Annotated in this window: 16 protein-coding genes; 5 read left to right on the top strand and 11 right to left on the bottom strand. The window is 64.7% G+C overall.

From position 1 onward, the window contains the following. Positions 1–43 precede the first annotated feature (43 nt). Positions 44–979, top strand: a complete 936-nt coding sequence (locus tag JQ631_RS31645; protein WP_212333855.1) for an alpha/beta hydrolase — start codon at positions 44–46, stop codon at positions 977–979. A gap of 9 nt (positions 980–988) precedes the next feature. On the opposite strand, the gene JQ631_RS31640 is transcribed toward JQ631_RS31645, so the two are convergent. Next, positions 989–1,234 carry a hypothetical protein gene (locus JQ631_RS31640; RefSeq protein ID WP_212333852.1) on the bottom strand — a complete coding sequence of 82 codons (246 nt, stop codon included), beginning with the start codon at positions 1,232–1,234 and terminating at the stop codon, positions 989–991. Positions 1,235–1,462: 228 nt separating this feature from the next. Here JQ631_RS31640 and JQ631_RS31635 point away from each other — a divergent pair, with 228 nt between their 5' ends. Together JQ631_RS31635 and JQ631_RS31630 are read left to right on the top strand one after the other, a co-directional pair. Then, positions 1,463–2,317, top strand: coding sequence for a hypothetical protein (locus tag JQ631_RS31635; RefSeq protein WP_212333953.1), 855 nt, complete (start codon positions 1,463–1,465; stop codon positions 2,315–2,317). Between the two features lie 204 nt (positions 2,318–2,521). Next, the gene (locus tag JQ631_RS31630) at positions 2,522–4,105 is read left to right on the top strand and encodes a sensor domain-containing diguanylate cyclase (RefSeq protein WP_212333848.1); all 1,584 of its coding nucleotides are present in this window, start codon (positions 2,522–2,524) and stop codon (positions 4,103–4,105) included. 23 nt (positions 4,106–4,128) lie between these two features. Here JQ631_RS31630 and JQ631_RS31625 read toward each other — a convergent pair whose 3' ends face one another. Both JQ631_RS31625 and JQ631_RS31620 read right to left on the bottom strand, forming a co-directional pair. Continuing rightward, entirely contained in the window at positions 4,129–5,274 is a 1,146-nt protein-coding gene (locus tag JQ631_RS31625; protein WP_212333845.1) for a PLP-dependent cysteine synthase family protein, read from the bottom strand. A 24-nt stretch (positions 5,275–5,298) separates the two neighbouring features. Beyond that, positions 5,299–5,763, bottom strand: coding sequence for an Lrp/AsnC family transcriptional regulator (locus JQ631_RS31620; protein WP_212333842.1), 465 nt, complete (start codon positions 5,761–5,763; stop codon positions 5,299–5,301). 159 nt (positions 5,764–5,922) lie between these two features. Here JQ631_RS31620 and JQ631_RS31615 point away from each other — a divergent pair, with 159 nt between their 5' ends. Continuing rightward, positions 5,923–6,939 (top strand): 1-aminocyclopropane-1-carboxylate deaminase, encoded by a 1,017-nt coding sequence (locus JQ631_RS31615; protein ID WP_212333839.1) that lies wholly within the window; start codon positions 5,923–5,925, stop codon positions 6,937–6,939. A gap of 62 nt (positions 6,940–7,001) precedes the next feature. On the opposite strand, the gene recQ is transcribed toward JQ631_RS31615, so the two are convergent. The 7 genes from recQ to JQ631_RS31580 all read right to left on the bottom strand — a co-directional run bounded on the left by recQ (position 7,002) and on the right by JQ631_RS31580 (position 16,324). After that, positions 7,002–8,867: a DNA helicase RecQ gene (gene recQ, locus JQ631_RS31610; RefSeq protein WP_212333837.1), complete on the bottom strand. Its 1,866-nt coding sequence runs from the start codon at positions 8,865–8,867 to the stop codon at positions 7,002–7,004. A gap of 99 nt (positions 8,868–8,966) precedes the next feature. Continuing rightward, the gene (locus JQ631_RS31605; protein ID WP_212333835.1) at positions 8,967–9,710 is read right to left on the bottom strand and encodes a polysaccharide deacetylase family protein; all 744 of its coding nucleotides are present in this window, start codon (positions 9,708–9,710) and stop codon (positions 8,967–8,969) included. 108 nt (positions 9,711–9,818) lie between these two features. Next, a complete protein-coding gene (gene metA, locus JQ631_RS31600) occupies positions 9,819–10,820 on the bottom strand; it encodes a homoserine O-succinyltransferase MetA (protein ID WP_212333833.1) in 1,002 nt (333 codons plus the stop codon). Positions 10,821–10,832: 12 nt separating this feature from the next. Then, positions 10,833–12,134 carry an O-acetylhomoserine aminocarboxypropyltransferase/cysteine synthase family protein gene (locus JQ631_RS31595; protein WP_212333831.1) on the bottom strand — a complete coding sequence of 434 codons (1,302 nt, stop codon included), beginning with the start codon at positions 12,132–12,134 and terminating at the stop codon, positions 10,833–10,835. Between the two features lie 271 nt (positions 12,135–12,405). Then, complete coding sequence (locus tag JQ631_RS31590; RefSeq protein ID WP_212333829.1) at positions 12,406–13,974, bottom strand: amidase family protein; 1,569 nt, start codon at positions 13,972–13,974, stop codon at positions 12,406–12,408. Between the two features lie 122 nt (positions 13,975–14,096). Next, positions 14,097–15,131 carry an aldo/keto reductase gene (locus JQ631_RS31585; RefSeq protein WP_212333827.1) on the bottom strand — a complete coding sequence of 345 codons (1,035 nt, stop codon included), beginning with the start codon at positions 15,129–15,131 and terminating at the stop codon, positions 14,097–14,099. 11 nt (positions 15,132–15,142) lie between these two features. Then, positions 15,143–16,324 carry an MFS transporter gene (locus tag JQ631_RS31580; protein WP_212333825.1) on the bottom strand — a complete coding sequence of 394 codons (1,182 nt, stop codon included), beginning with the start codon at positions 16,322–16,324 and terminating at the stop codon, positions 15,143–15,145. Positions 16,325–16,422: 98 nt separating this feature from the next. On the opposite strand from JQ631_RS31580, the gene JQ631_RS31575 reads away from it, so the two are divergent. Further along, positions 16,423–17,376, top strand: a complete 954-nt coding sequence (locus tag JQ631_RS31575) for a LysR family transcriptional regulator (RefSeq protein ID WP_212333822.1) — start codon at positions 16,423–16,425, stop codon at positions 17,374–17,376. Positions 17,377–17,512: 136 nt separating this feature from the next. Here the strand turns inward: JQ631_RS31575 and JQ631_RS31570 are convergent. Beyond that, positions 17,513–17,803 (bottom strand): beta-barrel domain-containing protein (locus tag JQ631_RS31570; protein WP_212333818.1); only part of this gene is annotated, 291 nt, incomplete at its 5' end.

Raw genomic sequence — 17,803 nt, 5'->3', positions numbered from 1 at the left:
CGGCCAAACCGGCTATAGTGTCGGGCACGTCACGGAGTTTCCCATGCCGCTCGATCCGCTCGCAAAGCGCTTGTTGACCATGATGGCTGCCGCCGCTCCGCAGGCGCGGAGCCGGCCGAGCGTCGAGATGCGCAGGCAATCGCTGGCGAAGCTGATGCAGTTCGCGCGCGCCGAGGCACCGGGCGTGACCGCATCCGACGGCGTGCTGCCGGGTCCGGGCGGAGAGCTGCCCTTCCGGCTCTACTCGCCCGAATCTGCCGGCGAACGCGCTCCCGGCTTCGTGTTTTTTCATGGCGGCGGGCTCGTGGCCGGCAGCATTGCAACCCATGACCGTATCGCGGCAGCATTGGCGCATGCGACCGGCTGCCGCCTCCTGTCGATCGACTATCGCCTCGCGCCCGAACACAAATATCCCGCCGCCGTCGACGACGCGATCGCGGCCACCGAATGGGTTGCGCGCGAAGCTTCATCTCTGGGCATCGATGCCGAGCGACTCGTGATCGGCGGCGACTCCGCCGGGGCTACGCTGGCTGCGATCGTGTGCCAGGAGGCGGCGCAGAGCACGGGCCTCTCCATCGTCGCACAATGCCTGATCTGCCCGGTGCTGGATTTCGAGGAGACCTCACCCTCGCGCGCAGCCTTCGCAGAGGGGCATCTGATCGACCACGTCACCATCGAGGCCGATCTGTCCGACTATCTGCCCGAGGGACTGGACGCCGCCGATCCTCGCATCTCGCCGCTGCGCGCGACGCGGGTTGCAGGCCTGCCGACCGCGATCATCCACACTGCCGAATTCGACCCGATGCGCGACGAGGGCAATGCCTATGCGCGCAAGCTGCTCGCCGCCGGCGTTGCCGTCGAGCACGTCTGCCACGACGGCATGGTCCATAATTTCCACGCCATGGGCGCGATCCTGCCGCAGGCACAGCTGGTGCTGTCGCAGATCGGCGAGCAGGTCAGGCGCGCGGTCGAGAAATAAGCGCGCGAATCACACCCGCGCGTCGAGCACGGCCCTCGCTGCCGCGACATAGTCAGGCCAATGCGCCTCCGCATAGAGTTCGGCTCGCCGCGCGCAGGTGACATCCGGCGCATGTGCCGCGGCGATCATGCGCGCGAAGCGTTCTTCCGCAACTGTCGCACCACCAATGGCAGGGATCGGCGCGGCGGCGACGGCCGTCGGAACCACGGCGAGCCCCGCCATTCCAGCGAGCAGGATGCGGCGTGACGTGTTCATGGCTTTCGTCCTCTCATGTCCTGTCGACACAGTGCCGGGCGAGTGTGTCAGTGCGATCACGGCGAATAACCGCGCAAATTCACATCGGCATCGCCCGCGGATAGACCTTGACCACACGAACGATCACGTTCCATCTAGTGGACGGCTTCGTTACCAGAACGCCACGCGTCGGATTGTCACGTGTCCCATCGCAGCCCAATTGATCGTCCGGCATGGCGCGTTGTCGTGATGGGACTGCTTTGTCTGACAGTCCCGACAGGTGCCGCCTGCGCCACCGAGGATGAGCACATACCGGCAAAACCCGGCGTCCCGAACATCTATCTCGACCTCCGCACGACCTATGCCACGATCCCGGCGGGGACACTCGGCCTGGGCTTCGGCAACACCTCGCTCTCGGCAGCGTTCGAGGCGCTGGCGGCACAACGCGGCGCGACCTTGCCCAACGGCTTGCCGGCCGCAAAATCGATCGCCGTCGACCTGCCGCTGACCGTGGATGTCAACGATCGGGTCTCGCTCTATGGCGGTGTGTCCGGCTCGTCGGCGGATATCGGCGGAGGCTGGTCGTCCTTCGACATCACCAGCTGGAACATCGGCGTGCAGGCCGATCTCTACCAGCAGAACGGCGGCAAGATCCCGACGATCACGCTGCAATCCACCCTGACGCAGTCCGTGCCGAACGAACAGGGCATGACGAATTCGTTCAACCACGTCCTGGAATTCGACTACGCGCTTGATGAGGACGAGACGAGGGGCTGGCTCGCCGGCGTGCAATACACCCATACCGACATCGCCAGCCAACTCGCCCGGATCAAGCCGAACACAATCGTCTATGCCGGCGGCTATTACCAATGGCCCAGCGACTGGAAATTTATCGGCCGCCTCGGCGTGCAGTCATTCGGCGGCGCGCAGCTTGCGGGCCGGACGCTGGCGGCCCCCTTCACGCAGCCGATCCTGCGGCTCGACCTCGACCGCATGGATGACAGCGACAACCGCCTGTTCGGCATCACCGCGCAGATCGCGTGGATGCCGAAGCCGTCCTACCAGGTAACGGTGCGCACGCCCCTGTATGCAGTGCGCAACTGACTGCCGTCCCAGATTTTAGCCCGACTGCCGCGTTCCGACCTCGCGATTTGCGGGTGAAATGCTATCGCCTCAACCGTTCGGCATTGTGTGTCAACCGGTTGTTAATCTTCGGGCGAAAACTTCGGCCGCGTTAGATCGCCGCAAGGAACGTTCGGCGAAACTGGGCCGGCCTTTCGCTTCGTGTTTTCGCCCTGGAGATTGCGAATGTCCCGCTTGGTGCCGGAACGGACGTTCCTGGCTGGGAAGATCATCTTCAATTACGGCCAGTCGTCGATCGACTGCGTCGTGCGCCGGCTGTCCGAAGAGGCCGCCACGCTCGAGATGCAGAGCGGCCTCGGCGTTCCCGATCGCTTCCAGCTCAGGCTTCAGGGACGCGATATCCTGAGCTGCCGGATCATCTGGCGATCGGACCGTCAGGTCGGGGTCGCCTTCGAACAACCCGACGCCGTCGAGCGCCCGGCCAGCGACGAGCAGGGACGTTCGGCGGACTCGCTGATGCGCGGTCAGATGCTGGCGCTGCGTGCGGCCCTTGATCACGTGCCGACCGGGATAGTGCTGCTCGACGCCAACCTTCGGGCGCGCCTCATCAACCGGTCGTTTCGTCGGATGTGGCGCCTGCCCGATCAGGTCGCCGACAGCAATCCGTCCATCCTCACGCTGCTCTACCATGGGCGCGACACCGGAGCCTACGAGGTGCCGGACCCCGACCTCGAGACCCTGGTCAAGGAGCGTGTCCGCGTGATCGAGGCCGGCGATCCGACGCCGATCGATCTGCGCCGAACCAATGGCGACGTCGTGCGCGTCCAGGTCACGCCGTTGCCGGACGGTGGGCGCATGCTGACCTACACGCCAGTCACCGACATCGTGCGCTTCTCCGACGAGCTGAAATTGCTGCGCAACGCGCTGGAGAATGTCCAGGACGGCGTTCTTCTGCTCGACTCCGATTTGAACGCGAGCTTCATGAACCTGCGAATGCGGCAGTTCTGGGAAGTGAGCGAAGAGGAAGCCATGGCGCGCCCGGCCTATGCGTCGCTGGTGAGCCGCACACAGCGCGCGAGCGCGCCGGACCTTCCGGCGAATGAGCTGGCAAGATTCCCCGGCAAGCGCCTCGCCGAGGTCAAGGCCGGCGATCACGTGCGCGACCTTCAGACGCCTGACGGGCGGCGGATCAGGGCCCATTGCACCACGATGTCGAACGGCGGCCGGATGCTGACCTATGTCGACATCACCGATCTCACCAACAAGGCCAACATGCTGGAGCGGCTGGCGACCACCGATCCTCTGACGGGCCTCTACAACCGCCGGCACTTCCTGGAAGCGCTCGATGCGGAGTGGAGCCGCTTCCAGCGCTATTATCGTTCGGTCTCGGTCCTGATGCTCGACATCGATCATTTCAAAACGGTCAACGACCGCTACGGGCACGCGGTCGGCGACGAGGCCATCAAGGCCGTCGCCGCTGCGTGCAACGAGGGCAAGCGCAAGTCCGATCTCGTCGGCCGCATTGGCGGCGAGGAGTTCGCAGTGCTGTTGCCCGAGACCAGCCTGTCACGCGCCAGGCTCGTCGCCGAACGAATCCGCAAGCGCGCGATGGCGATCCGGCTGAACGCGCACCAGGTGCAGTTCGGTGTCACCGTGAGCATCGGCATTGCCGAGGCCACCGTCAGCATGTCGGGCATCGACGCGCTGATGGGCGCGGCCGACCAGGCGCTCTACCAGGCCAAGGACGAAGGTCGCAATCGCTGCATCGCCTGGAATCCTCCACCGCCTGCGAGCAAGGCGGCGGAGTGAAAAGACGCAGCTACGACGTTCTGTTACGGGCTCTGCGGATTGACGACGTCGTCGACATCAAGCGCCAACGGCTGCGCGGCGTCGAGGAACGACGACAAGGCCGCCTCAACCGGCGCTGGATCGAGACCGCGCGCGGCGAGCCAGGCGGGCTCGTAGTAGGTCTGCCGGTAACGCTCACCGGAATCGCAGATCAGCGTCACCAGCGATCCGGTCTGGCCGGCCTTGCGCATCTCAGAGGCCAACCGGCACAGCGCCAGGAAATTGGTGCCGGTGGAGCCGCCGACCGCGCGACGCAGCCGGCGCGACAGCACGTTCATCGCCGCGATCGTCGCCGCATCCGGGATCTTCATCATGCGGTCGACCACGCCGGGCACGAAGGACGGCTCGCAACGCGGCCGGCCGACGCCTTCGATCAACGATGGGCGCTCGCATACACGGGAACGGTCCTGCGAACGGAAGCAGTCGAAGAAAGCAGAATGCTCGACATCTGCCACGCACAGCCGCGTCGGATACTGGCGATAGCGCAGATAGCGGCCGATGGTCGCCGACGTGCCGCCGGTGCCCGCTCCCATCACGATCCAGTCCGGCAGCGGGCGCGGCTCGCCCTTCAATTGCGTGAAGATCGATTCGGCGATGTTGTTGTTGCCGCGCCAGTCGGTGGCGCGCTCGGCGAAGGTGAACTGGTCCATATAGTGGCCGCCGAGCCGGGTCGCGAGCGCGGCCGCCTCCGCATAGAGCGCGCGGCCGTCGTCGATCAAATGGCAGTTGCCGCCGTAATGCTCGATTGCCGCGATCTTCTCCGCCGAGGTCGTACGCGGCATCACCGCGTAGAAGGGCACGCCGATCATCTCCGCGAAATACGCCTCCGACACCGCGGTCGAGCCGGACGACGCCTCCACGACGGGCGTGCCTTGGCGGATGTGGCCGTTGCAGAGCGCATAGAGGAACAGCGAGCGCGCCAGCCGATGCTTCAGACTGCCGGTCGGATGCGTCGACTCGTCCTTCAGATAAAGGTCGATGCCCGACAGCGCGGGCACGATCAGCCGGATCAGATGAGTGTCGGCCGTGCGACACTGGTCGGCTTCGATAGCAGCGATGGCCTCGTCGACCCAGCCGCGCCGGTAGCTGGGCGCGACAGGATCATGCTGGCGATAGGGAAGCGGCTGCATCGGGCGAATCTCTCATGAGGCCGCTCAGAACTCCAGCGGCGCGTTGTCGACGACCTCTTTCATGACGAAGAAGGTCCGGGTTTGCCGGACGCCGGGCAGCGCAATGAGCTGCTCGCCATGGATACGATTGAAGTCCTCCATGTCGCCGACGCGGATCTTGAGGAAGTAGTCGAAGTCGCCGGCGACGAGGTGGCAGTCGAGCACGAATTTCAGCCTGGCAATCGCCTGCTCGAAAGTGGCAAAGCTCTCCGGGGTCGAGCGGTCGAGCACCACGCCGACCATCACCAGCGTGCCCTTGGCCACCTTCTTCGGCGCCACCATGGCCCGGACGGCAGCGATAAAGCCGTCCTCGAACAGGCGCTGGGTGCGGCGATGGCAAGTGGCGGGGCTGATCGCAACTGATACGGCCAGCTCGGCATTGCTGAGCCTGCCGTTATTCTGCAGCAATCTCAACATCTTGAGGTCGATACGGTCGAGGCGCGCCGACATGAAAGAAACTTTCGCAATATAGTCCTATTTCGGAAGAAATATTACCCTTAAGCACCATTTCCGCAAGATTACGCGCAGCATGCGCGCAATATTCGAGAGCACCTTCTTGCAACGCAATGATAGGGCCATCCCAGTCGCAACGCCAATCGGGATGATTCAATGAACCTCGACAAATTCGCGCGCTATCCGCTGACCTTCGGCCCGACGCCCATCGAGAAGCTGGAGCGGCTGTCGAAGCATCTCGGCGGCAATGTCGAGATCTACGCCAAGCGCGAGGACTGCAATTCCGGTCTTGCCTACGGCGGCAACAAGCTGCGGAAGCTCGAATACATCATTCCCGACGCGATCGCCTCGAACGCCGACACGCTGGTCTCGATCGGCGGCGTGCAGTCGAACCACACCCGCATGATCGCCGCCGTTGCGGCCAAGATCGGCATGAAGTGCCGCCTGGTGCAGGAAGCCTGGGTGCCGCACGAGGACGCCGTCTATGACCGCGTCGGCAACATCATGCTCTCCCGCATCATGGGCGCCGACGTGCGGCTGGTCGACGATGGTTTCGATATCGGCATCCGCAAGAGCTGGGAGCAGGCGATCGAGGAAGTGAAGGCGGCGGGCGGCAAGCCTTACGCGATTCCCGCCGGTGCGTCCGTGCATAAATTCGGCGGGCTCGGCTATGTCGGCTTCGCCGAGGAAGTGCGCAAGCAGGAGAAAGAGCTCGGCTTCAAGTTCGACTACATCATAGTCTGCACCGTCACCGGCTCGACCCATGCCGGCATGCTGGTCGGCTTCGCAGCCGATGGCCGCGCACGTAAGGTGATCGGCATCGATGCCTCATTCACACCGGCGCAGACGAAAGCGCAGGTGCTCGAGATCGCGCAGAACACGGCCAAGCTGGTCGAACTCGGCAAGGACCTCGTCGCCGACGACGTTGTGCTGATCGAGGACTATGCCTATCCCGCCTATGGCGTGCCGTCGGAAGAAACCAAGGACGCGATCCGCCTCACTGCCCGTCTTGAGGGCATGATCACGGACCCCGTCTACGAGGGCAAGTCGATGCAGGGTCTGATCGACTTGGTGCAGAAGAACCATTTCGAGAAGGGCGCGAAGATCCTGTACGCGCATCTCGGCGGCGCTCCGGCGCTGAACGGATATGCGTATGCGTTCAGGAATGGGTGAGGCTATGAACTCGTAACCCGGATTTCGCTGCGCTCCATCCGGGCTACGGCAGCGGCGCCCGCCTACCGCGTCTTGACGATCTGCAACAGCTCGTCGCCGTAATGCTCGAGCTTCTTGTCACCTATGCCAGGGATATTGCGCAATTCGTCGAGCGTGGTCGGCCAGGCTCGGACGATGCCGTCGATGGTGGCATCGTGCAGAACGACATAGGCCGGCACGCCACGCTCGCGTGCAACGTCCGAGCGCCAGGAGCGCAGGCGTGCGCGCAGTTCGGGATCGACATCGCCTTGCGGCGCATTCGTCGCCGGCGCGAGATCGCCACGCCGTGACTTGGCACGGCTGACGCGAACGCGGGCGGTGGGGGCCTCCTCGCGCAGCCACACCTCGGTCTCTCCACGCAGCACGCCGCGCGCGGTCTCCGTCAGCTTTAACGCGCCAAAAGCTTCGCTGTCGCTTTGCAGATGGCCCATCGCCACCAGCTGTCGCAGCACGGTGCGCCATTGCTTTTCGTTGAGCTCGCGCCCGATGCCGAACACGGACAGCTTGTCGTGACCGAACTGCGTCACCTTCTCGGTCAGGCGTCCGATCAATACGTCGATCAGGTGCATCGCGCCGAAACGCTGTCCGGTGCGATAAGCGCAGGACAGCAGCTTTTGCGCCAGCACCTTGCCGTCGCGCATCTTTGGCGGCGTCAGGCAATTGTCGCAATTTCCACAACTCTCGCCCCGCAAGGTCTCGCCGAAATAGCCGAGCAGCCGCTTGCGCCGGCACTGGGCAGTCTCGGCGAGGCCGACCAGCGCGTCGAGCTTGCGGATCGACACGCGCTTGAACTCGTCGGAGCCGGTGGACTCGTCGATCATGCGACGTTGCTGCACGATGTCCGAGAGACCATAGGCCATCCAGGCGGCCGACGGCTTGCCGTCGCGGCCGGCGCGACCGGTCTCCTGGTAATAGGCCTCGATGCTCCTGGGCAGATCGAGATGGGCGACGAAGCGCACGTCCGGCTTGTCGATACCCATGCCGAAGGCGATGGTCGCGACGATGACGATACCGTCCTCATTGAGGAAGCGGTCCTGGTTGCGCGAGCGCACGCTGCTGTCGAGCCCGGCATGATAAGGCAGCGCCGCAATGCCGGCATCATCGAGCGCGGCAGCGACCTCCTCGACCCGATTGCGCGACAGGCAATAGACCACGCCGGCATCGCCCGCATGTCGTTCCCGGATGAACTCCTTGAGCTGCGACACCGCGTTGCGCTTGTCCACGATCTCGTAGCGGATATTGGGTCGGTCGAAGCTGGAGACGAATTGCGGGCTGTCCGCGAGCTGCAGTCGCTGGACGATCTCCTTCCGCGTCAGCTCATCAGCAGTCGCGGTCAGCGCGATCCGCGGCACTTCCGGAAAGCGTTCGGCGATGATGGAGAGGCCGACATATTCGGGGCGGAAGTCGTGGCCCCATTGCGAGACGCAATGCGCCTCGTCGATCGCGAACAGCGCGACCTTGGCCTGCGCCAGCATCGACAGGCAGCGTGGTGTCACCAGCCGTTCCGGCGCGACGTATAGCAGATCGAGGTCGCCCGCGATCAAGCGCCGCTCGATATCCGAGGCTTCCTGCAGTGTCAGCGACGAGTTCAGCGCGGCGGCATTGACACCGGCTTCGATCAGGCCGGCGACCTGGTCCCGCATCAGCGCGATCAAGGGCGAGACTACGATGCCACAGCCTTCGCGCAACAGCGACGGCAGCTGGTAGCACATCGACTTGCCGCCACCTGTCGGCATCAGCACCAGGCAGTTGCCGCCATCGGTGACATGCCGGATAATTTCACCCTGCGCGCCGCGGAACCCCGGCAGGCCGAACACCGAATGCAGCACCGACAGCGCGTCGCGGCCATCGGCCGGCGCTGGCAGCGGAGCGGTGGAAGGGACGGACATGGGCGTGTCGGGGGGTTCAGATTCGTTCCAACGCCAGTCGCACGGCGGAGCTGGCGTTGCAAGTCCATCTTCTCGCCGAAGCGGGGGACCGACGAAAAGCTACGCTCCGATCCTGCGCAAGGCCTCGGCGACCGTCACGATGGGCATGCTGCGCTTTTCCGCCGCCTCCAGCGCGTGGCGCAACAGGGTCGGCGTGCAGCCATAGGGACTCGGCGCATCGACGACATCGTGGCCGTAGAAGATCAGCCAGCCGCCGCTTGCCAGGGCCTCGTCGAAATAGCGGTCGACACCGTCAGTGTCGATCTCACAATTGACCAGCGGCGACGCACGCAGGAGCTGAAGATCGATGACGTCGCTGTTGACGCCGGGAAGGATGCCCCGCGCCGAGCGAAAGGTTTTGGCGAGCTGCGGTTTGCGCCAGACGGAGGCGAGGCCATACGGATAGGCGAAGTTCTCGAGCCGGATCGAGGAGTCGAGGCGGAGAAAATAGCCGCGGTTCCGTTCGATCTCGCGCGCCATCGCGGTCTCGTCGAGATCGACTGCGCGGAGATGCGAGAAAGTGTGGCAGCCGATCTCGTGGCCGCCGCGATGCAGCCGAACAATCGCATCGTTCGACAGGCCATGCCAGTGATCCCCGGGCTGGTCGATCAGGCCGCCTGCGAGATAGAACGTGCCGCGTCCGCCATGCGCTTCCAGCAACGCGGCGCCCTCCCCAGCGGCGCTGTCGGGCGCATCATCGAAGGTAAAGCTCACCATCGGCGCATGCGCCGGCAACCGATGCGGAGCGGCCCGGAAATGCCGGGCTAGCCGATTGCTCAAGCGTCCGTTGAAGGCCGACAGCACGAGTGCATTTCCTGTGATTCCATGTTTCTGTACTGAAACATTTGCACGCGCCCCGAGGCAAGCTTAACCCCCGGGTAATCCTAACGCGGGACCAAAAGCCCCAGGGTGTCAACGCGCCAGTAGCGGAGCATCCGTCTCCGCGCCGAGATATTGCAACCAATTGCGAAACAGCGCCGCTGCTGCGGTACCAGCGGCGATGTCGGCGCGCACGGTGAGCGCAGGCAGATCGTTGGTCAACGCCGGATGACGCTGATGCCTCGCCCGCTTCTCGAAGCGAGCGAGCTTCTCCTCCGTCGCTGCGTCAAAATAGCTCACCGGCAGCGCGGGATAGATCTCGCGCTCCCGCGCGAGGTAGCGGCCGATGTCGCGCAGATACTCGCGCTGGAGCGACAGCGCGTCGTATTCGGGATGGCCCTGGAAAAACACGAAGCGACTGGCATATTGCCGGACGAAGACGTCGACACCGGCGCCGGCCGACTTGGTCAACACCTGATAACCGGCCTGCGCGAGATCGCGTTCGGTGACTTCGTTCAAGCGAGAATGAGAAATCTTGAGTGGTGCCGGCGCATCGCGCGTCAAAGGGTCATTGGTCACAGGCTGACAATCGAAGATGCCATGGCATTTGGCGGGCAGGCGCTGCCGTTCGACACGGTCGAGATGCAGCACCGCCGCATGTGCGGCGAGGCATGACCAGATCGTCGAGCGGGTATTGGTCTTGGCCCAGTCGATCAGCTCGGTGAGGTCGCGCCAGTACGGCTCATGGTCAAGCTCGGGCGCGATCGGCTCGGCGCCAGTCACGATCAGCCCGTCGAATGACTGGCGCTTCAGATCGGAGAGATCGGAATATTCGCTCTCGACATGCCACTTCGCTTCCTGCGAGCGCTTCACCGACGGCAGAGAGAAGCAATGGAAACGGATGCGGCGCGGCCCCGCGGCGGCCTGTAGCAGCTTCATGAACTGCCGTTCAGTCGCCTTCAGCGCTGTATCCGGCATGTTGTTGATCAGCCCGATGGTGAGCTCGGCACCGCGATGATCGCGCGCGAGATCGCCCTCGGCCGGAACCAGCGCGGGGCTTGCGATACCTTGATCCTTGGCGATCAAGACGCTCATCGGCCCGATTGCCTACTCCGCGGCCTGAAGACGCGCGGCCGGACAGGCCTTTTCCAGCGCCTGATCGATGTCCTCGATGATATCGGCGGCATGCTCGATGCCGATCGAGAGGCGAATGGTCTCCGGCAGCACGCCGGCGATGCGCTGGTGCTCCGCCGGCATCTGTCGGTGCGTGGTCGAGGCGGGATGGCAGGCCAGCGACTTGGCATCACCAATGTTGACGAGACGCGTGATCAGCTTCAGCGCGTCATAGAAAGCCTTGCCGGCCTCCATGCCGCCCTTGATACCGAAGGTGAACAGCGAGGAGGCGTTGCCGTCGAGATATTTCTGGACCAGCGGATAATAGGGGCTGTCCGGGAAGCCGGTGTAATTCACCCACGCGACACGAGGATCGTTGCGCAGGAACTCGGCGACCTTGCGGGCATTCTCGCAATGACGCTCCATGCGCAAGGCCACGGTCTCGATACCCTGTAGCAGCAGGAAGGCGTTGAACGGCGACAGCACCGAGCCCATGGTGCGCTGATAGATGCTGCGTGCGCGCTCGATATAGGCAGTCTTGCCGAAACGCTCGGCATAGACGAGGCCGTGATAGGAGGCATCCGGCTTGTTGTAGCCCGGGAAACGGTCGGCATGCTTCGCCCAGGGGAAGTTGCCGGAATCGACGATGGCCCCGCCGAGCGTGGTGCCGTGGCCACCCAAGAACTTGGTCAGCGAATGCACTGCGATGTCGGCGCCGTAGTCGAACGGCTTGAGCAGAATGGGCGTTGCGACCGTGTTGTCGACGATCAGCGGCACGCCATGCGCGTGCGCGATCTTAGCCAGCGCCTCGATGTCGCAGACATTGCCGGCGGGATTGCCGATGGTCTCGGCGAACACCGCGCGGGTGTTCTCGTCGATCAGCTTTGCGATCGCATCAGGCGCATCGCTCTCGGCGAAGCGGCCGGTGATGCCCTGGCGCGGCAGGATGTGCGAAAGCAGCGTGTGCGTGGTGCCGTAGAGCTGCGGCACGGACACGATGTTGCCGCCGTGGTCGGCGACGTTGACGAAAGCGAAATGAAGGGCGGCCTGGCCGGTCGCGACCGCGAGTGCACCGACGCCACCTTCGAGCTCGGCGATGCGCTTCTCCAGCACCGCACTGGTCGGATTGGCGATGCGGCTGTAGCGGAAACCTTCGGCCTCGAGATTGAAGAGCGCGGCGCCGTGGTCGGCGCTGTCGAAGGCGTAGGCCGCGGTCTGGTAGATCGGCACCGCAACCGCGTGCGTGGTGGCTTCGGGCTCGTAGCCGGCGTGAATCGCGATCGTTTCGTTGCGCATCGTACCACCTCCGCGTGGAGCGGGCCGCACTTATTGGCCTGTACGAGGCATGTGCGTTGTCCGCTGTCCCTCTGTTAGAGGCGGCTGGTAAAGCGGACAATAATTCGCTTAGAGATCGAGGAAGTAACCCTAATGGTTGTTGGTGAATTGGCTAAAATTTGAGTCAATTTGGATTAACCACTTCGCCGGCGTCATCGGGAAGCCCGCGCGATGACGCCGCCACGATGCTGCAAGAGGCTTCGTGCGGGCACACGAGGCCTCGAACGCCACGTCAGGCCATCGTTTCCCAGAGCCGATGGGCTAGCACGCCCGCGCGCTTCTCGATCGCGGCGGCTGCGTCCAGCGCAAGATCCTCGCGGTAGCGGCCCGCGATCAGTTGCACGCCGATCGGCTTGCCGTCATGCATGGCCACCGGCACCACGGCGCCGGGCAGACCCAGCACGTTGATCGCGGAGATGAAGCGGATCTCGCCCCAGAAGATCTCTTTCACGCGCTCGGCGCTGACGGTGTCCTCGCGCGGGCCCGGCGTCGGCTTCACCGTGGTCGGCGCCAGCACCACCGGATATTCCTCGAAGAACAGCTGCCAGGCACGGATATGGCCGTTGCGCGCCGCCGTCGCCTGCATCCAGGCCTTGAGATCGAGGACATTGGCCTTGGTCTTCATGCCGCCCCACGCCTTGTGGAAGTCTTCGGACGTCACCTTCAGCATGCCCGCTTCCTGCATCACCACCGTCTCGTTGGTGATGATGTCGCACCAGGTCTGCCAGACACCGTTGATGTCGGGCACGTCGACCTCGCTGACGCGATAGCCGGAACGCTCAAGATGATCCGCGGCCTGACGCAGCGCCGCACTGACCGACGGATCGACCTTCATGTCATCGGGGATCCTGGCCAGCGCGACCTTGATCGGTCCTTTCGGCTTCGGCCCTGTCAGGGGTGCCGGCACCCACCAGGGATCTCGCGGATCGCGCTCGCTCATGACTTCCAACGCCAGACGGACGTCACCGACATGGCGGGCGAGTGGTCCCTGCGCCGACATCAGATGCGCCAGCATCGGCCGCTCCGCCGTCGCGCTTGCGTTGAAGGCAGGGATGCGGCCCTGCGTCGGCTTGATCGTGGCGATGCCATTGCAATGCGCCGGCCAGCGCAGCGAGCCGCCGATGTCGTTGCCATGCGCAATGGTGCCGATGCCGGCCGCCACCGCCGATCCCGCGCCGCCCGAGGAGCCGCCGCACGTGATGTTCGGGTCCCAGGGATTGAGCGTCAGCCCATGCAGCGGATTGTCGGTGAAGCCGCGGAAGGAGAATTCAGGCGTGTTGGTGAGGCCGATGACGATCGCGCCTGCTTTCTTCAGGTTTCGGACAACGGGCGAATCCGACGGTGCGATGAGATCCCTGTTGGCGGGAACGCCGTTGAAATTGGGGCGGCCCTCGTAATCGACGTTCTCCTTGATGGTGATGGGCACGCCGTGCAGGAGGCCGAGCTCACCGCCCTTGGCGCGCTGCTTGTCTGCTGCGTGCGCGGCCTTCAAGGCGTCCTCGCCGAGGTCCACGACGACCGCATTCAGCCTGGGATTGACGGCATGCATCCGCTCCAGATGCGCCTCGACAGTCTCGATCGCGGAGATGGCGCCCGATCGAATCGCCGCGGCGGTGTCGACCGCCGACCACTGCCAGGCCGGTCCCTTGGGGCGGCGCGCCCCGGCGTTCTTGACAGAAGTCTTGACGGCCTTCTTGGCCGGCCTCGCGGCAGCGCCCTTGCGGACGGTGGCTTTCTTGCTCGCGGTCTTTGCTACTTTCCTTGAAGCGCTTTTCTTCTTGCTCGCCGTCTTCTTCGCCACGTCGCACCTCCCAAGATTGCGTTGCGGAGGTTACGGACGGCAATCGGACATGTACAGCGGCGTTTCTGCATGGCGCATTGGCGGCGGCCGCCAATGCGGCAAATTGTCGGGGATCGATGGACTCACACAAGTGGCGGGTTCAACCGCGCAAACCCGTCCTGGATGCGATAGGGATAATAGGGATAAGGCGGCATCACCGCACTGACCTCGTCGAGGCGCTTGAGCTGATCCGCGCTCAACGACCAGCCGACCGCACCAAGATTGTCGCGGAGCTGCGCCTCATCGCGGGCGCCGACGATCACCGAAGAGACCGTGGGGCGCGACAGCAGCCAGGCGATCGCGACCTGCGGCACGGTTCGGCCGGTCTCGGCGGCGATCGCGTCGAGCACTTCGACGATGGCATAAAGCCGCTGCTCGTCCACGGGTGGGCCGAATTGCGCCGTCGCGTGCAGGCGGCTGTCTGGCGGCAAAGGCCGATCGCGCCGGATCTTGCCGGTAAGACGGCCCCAGCCAAGCGGGCTCCACACCAGCGCGCCGACACCCTGGTCACGCGCGAGCGGCATCAACTCCCACTCATAGTCGCGGCCGAGCAGCGAGTAATAGACCTGGTGCGCGACATAGCGTGGCCAGCGGTTGCGATCGGCAACCGCCAGCGATTTCATCAATTGCCAACCGGCAAAATTGGAGACGCCGACATAGCGCAGCTTGCCGGCACGCACGAGCGCATCGAGCGTGGACAACACCTCCTCGATCGGCGTGAACGCGTCGAAGGCGTGAAGCTGGAGCAGATCGACATAATCAGTGCCAAGCCGCCGCAGTGCCGCCTCGACCGAAGAGAGCAGGCGATGCCGCGACGAGCCGGCATCCTGCGGACCATCGCCCATCGGCAGGCTCATCTTGGTCGAGATCAGTACCTTGTCGCGCCGGCCCTTGATGGCGGCGCCGAGAATTTCTTCGGAGGCACCGTTCGAATAGACGTCGGCGCTGTCGAACAGATTGACGCCGGCCTCGAGACAGATGTCGACAAGCCGGCGCGCCTCGTCGACGCCGCTGCGGCCCCAGGCCGAGAACAGTGGACCCTGGCCACCAAAGGTACCGGTACCGAAGCTGAGAACCGGCACCTTGAGTCCGGAGACGCCGAGATTGCGATATTCCATGTAATCCTCCCCTATTCCGCCGGGTACGCCGCGAGGGCGGTCTGGCTGCGATCGAGTTGAAGGCTCCACAGCGCCAGCACGAGTCCGATCACCGTGATCCCGGCCGCAACCAGCGGCAGCGTGGAGAGACTGAGCCCGCGATCGATCGTGAGGCCGCCGGCCCAGGCGCCAAGCGCGTTGCCCAGATTGAAGGCGGCGATGTTGAGGCTCGAAGCCAGGGTACGGCCGCTCGGACCGGCCGCCTCCAGCACGCGCAACTGGAGCGGCGCAACGGTCGCGAACGCCGCGATGCCGAGCAGCAGGATCAGCGCAACGGTCGGGATCTTGACCGACAGCACGGCCGCAAGACCGACCAGCACGATGGCGAGCGCGGCCAGCGTGCCAAGCAGGGCGCGGGCGAGCCCGCGATCGGCGAACCTGCCGCCGGCGACATTGCCGATCGCAAGCCCGACGCCGAACACCAGCAGGATCGGGGATACCGCCGCTTCCGAGAAGCCGGTGAAGCGCGTCAGGATCGGCTGGATATAGGTGAAGACGACGAACAGGCCGGCAAAGCCGAACACAGTCATGGCAAGGCCAAGCAACACCTGCGGGCGGCCAAGCACTGCCACTTCTTCAGCGAGCGAGACAGGCTTGTCGCCATGACCAACATGGTTGGGCACAAGCACCGCTACCACCGCAAAGGCGATCACGCCGATCACCGTCACCGCCCAGAACGCCGCGCGCCACCCAAGCATCAGGCCGAACCAGGCACCGAAGGGCACACCGAGCAGGGTTGCGACCGTAAGGCCTATGAACATGGTTGATATCGCTGAAGCGCGCCTGTCCTCGGCGACCAGGCTGGTCGCCACCACCGAACCGACGCCGAAGAAGGTGCCGTGCGCGAGCGATGTCAGCACCCGCGCCGCCATCAAGAGCTCGTAGTTGGGAGCCAGCGCGCAGGCCGCATTGCCGAACGTAAAGATCGCCATCAGCGCCAGCAGCACGGTCTTCCGTGGCATCCGCCGTGTCGCCAGCGTCAGCACGGGCGCGCCAACGAACACGCCGAGCGCATAGCCGGAGATGAGCAGGCCCGCGACCGGCACGGACACATGCATGTCGGCGGCGACCTGGAGCAGCAGGCCCATGATGATGAATTCGGTGGTGCCGATACCGAAGGCACCGGCGGTGAGCGCGAGGACGGCGGGAGGCATGCATGGCTCCAATGGATGAGACGAACCACGCAGATAGCCGCGTCCTCGCAAAACCATTAGGATGTCCGCAATCCAATCATTTGTGACGTGAGTTCAACATGGCCCGTTTCGACACCAACCGCTCCGCCGAGATGGAGGTTTTCGTCCGCGTTGTCGATCTCGGCGGCTTCACCCAGGCCGCGCGAAAACTGCGCCTGACGCCATCGGGCGTCAGCAAGCTGATCTCGCGGCTGGAGGCCCGGCTCGGCTCGCGGCTGATCAACCGCACCACGCGCAGGCTGACGCTGACGGAAGAAGGCCAGGCCTTCTACCAGCGTGCGCTACGCATCCTCGGCGAGATGGAGGAGGCCGAGCGCGAAGCGGCATCCGGCGCGACGCCGCGCGGCCGTCTCACGGTCAACAGCAACATTCCTTTCGGCATGCTGCATCTGATGCCGCTGGTCCCGCGCTTCCTCGCGGAGCATCCCGAGGTCACGCTCGATCTCGTGCTGACGGACACGCTGATCGACCTGATGCAGGAGCGCGCCGACATCGCCATTCGCGTCGGTCCACTGAAGGCTTCGCGCCTGATTGCGCGCAAGCTCGGCACCAGCCGCATGGTCGTCGTCGGCTCGCCCAACTACCTGGCACGCTCAAGCACGCCGAAGACTCCGGCGGATCTCGCAGAGCATCGCGGCATCGGCTGGACCTTTTCGCGCATCCGCGGCGGCTGGCCTTTCAAACGCGGCGACCGCACCGAGGAGGCCATGCCGCCGCCGGCCGTCCGCGTCAGCGACGGCGAAGCCGCGCGCCGCCTCTGCCTCGGCGGCGCCGGACTCGCCCGCCTCGCCCTCTTCCATATCGGCCCCGACATCAACGCCGGACGCCTCGTGCCGGTTTTACAAAACTACAATCCCGGCGACCGCGAAGACATCCACGCCGTCTATGTCGGCCACGCAGCGCCCCTGCCCGCACGCGTGCGCGCGTTCATCGACTTCCTGGCGGAGCATGTGCGGGTGAGCGATCCCGTGCTGAAGCGGACGGGGGATGGGACGTGGAGGTTGGTGGGATGAGGGCTGTATGGTGGAGAGAGTGGGATTCTCATCCCGCATCATATTCATAGCTGATCACTGAGAGCATGAGGCGGCACTTGACGCCGATACTTCGAGGCAGAGTGTATGGGCAGCATTCCAAGCGCTCGTCGTTCGCTCACCGTTCGCGGAGCGCCTTGGCGACCTGGTCCTGCAGGGGCTTGACCAGGTACGACAGGACGGTGCGGCGCCCGGTCTGGATGAAGGCGTCGACGGGCATTCCCGGCAGCAGCTTCAGGCCGTCGAGCCGCGCGACCTCGTCTGCAGGCGTCGCGATGTGGACGAGATAGTAGGAAGCTCCGCTCTTCTGGTCCTGGACGATGTCACCCGAAATCCGCTTCACGATGCCGTTGATCTCCGGCGTCGTTCGCTGATTGAAGGCGGAGAAGCGCAACACGGCGGCCTGACC

The sequence above is a fragment of the Bradyrhizobium manausense genome (assembly GCF_018131105.1).
In the GTDB taxonomy this organism is placed as follows: domain Bacteria; phylum Pseudomonadota; class Alphaproteobacteria; order Rhizobiales; family Xanthobacteraceae; genus Bradyrhizobium; species Bradyrhizobium manausense_B.
The sequence above is the reverse complement of the archived record's forward strand: the minus strand, read 5'-3'. Positions and strand labels throughout refer to the sequence as shown.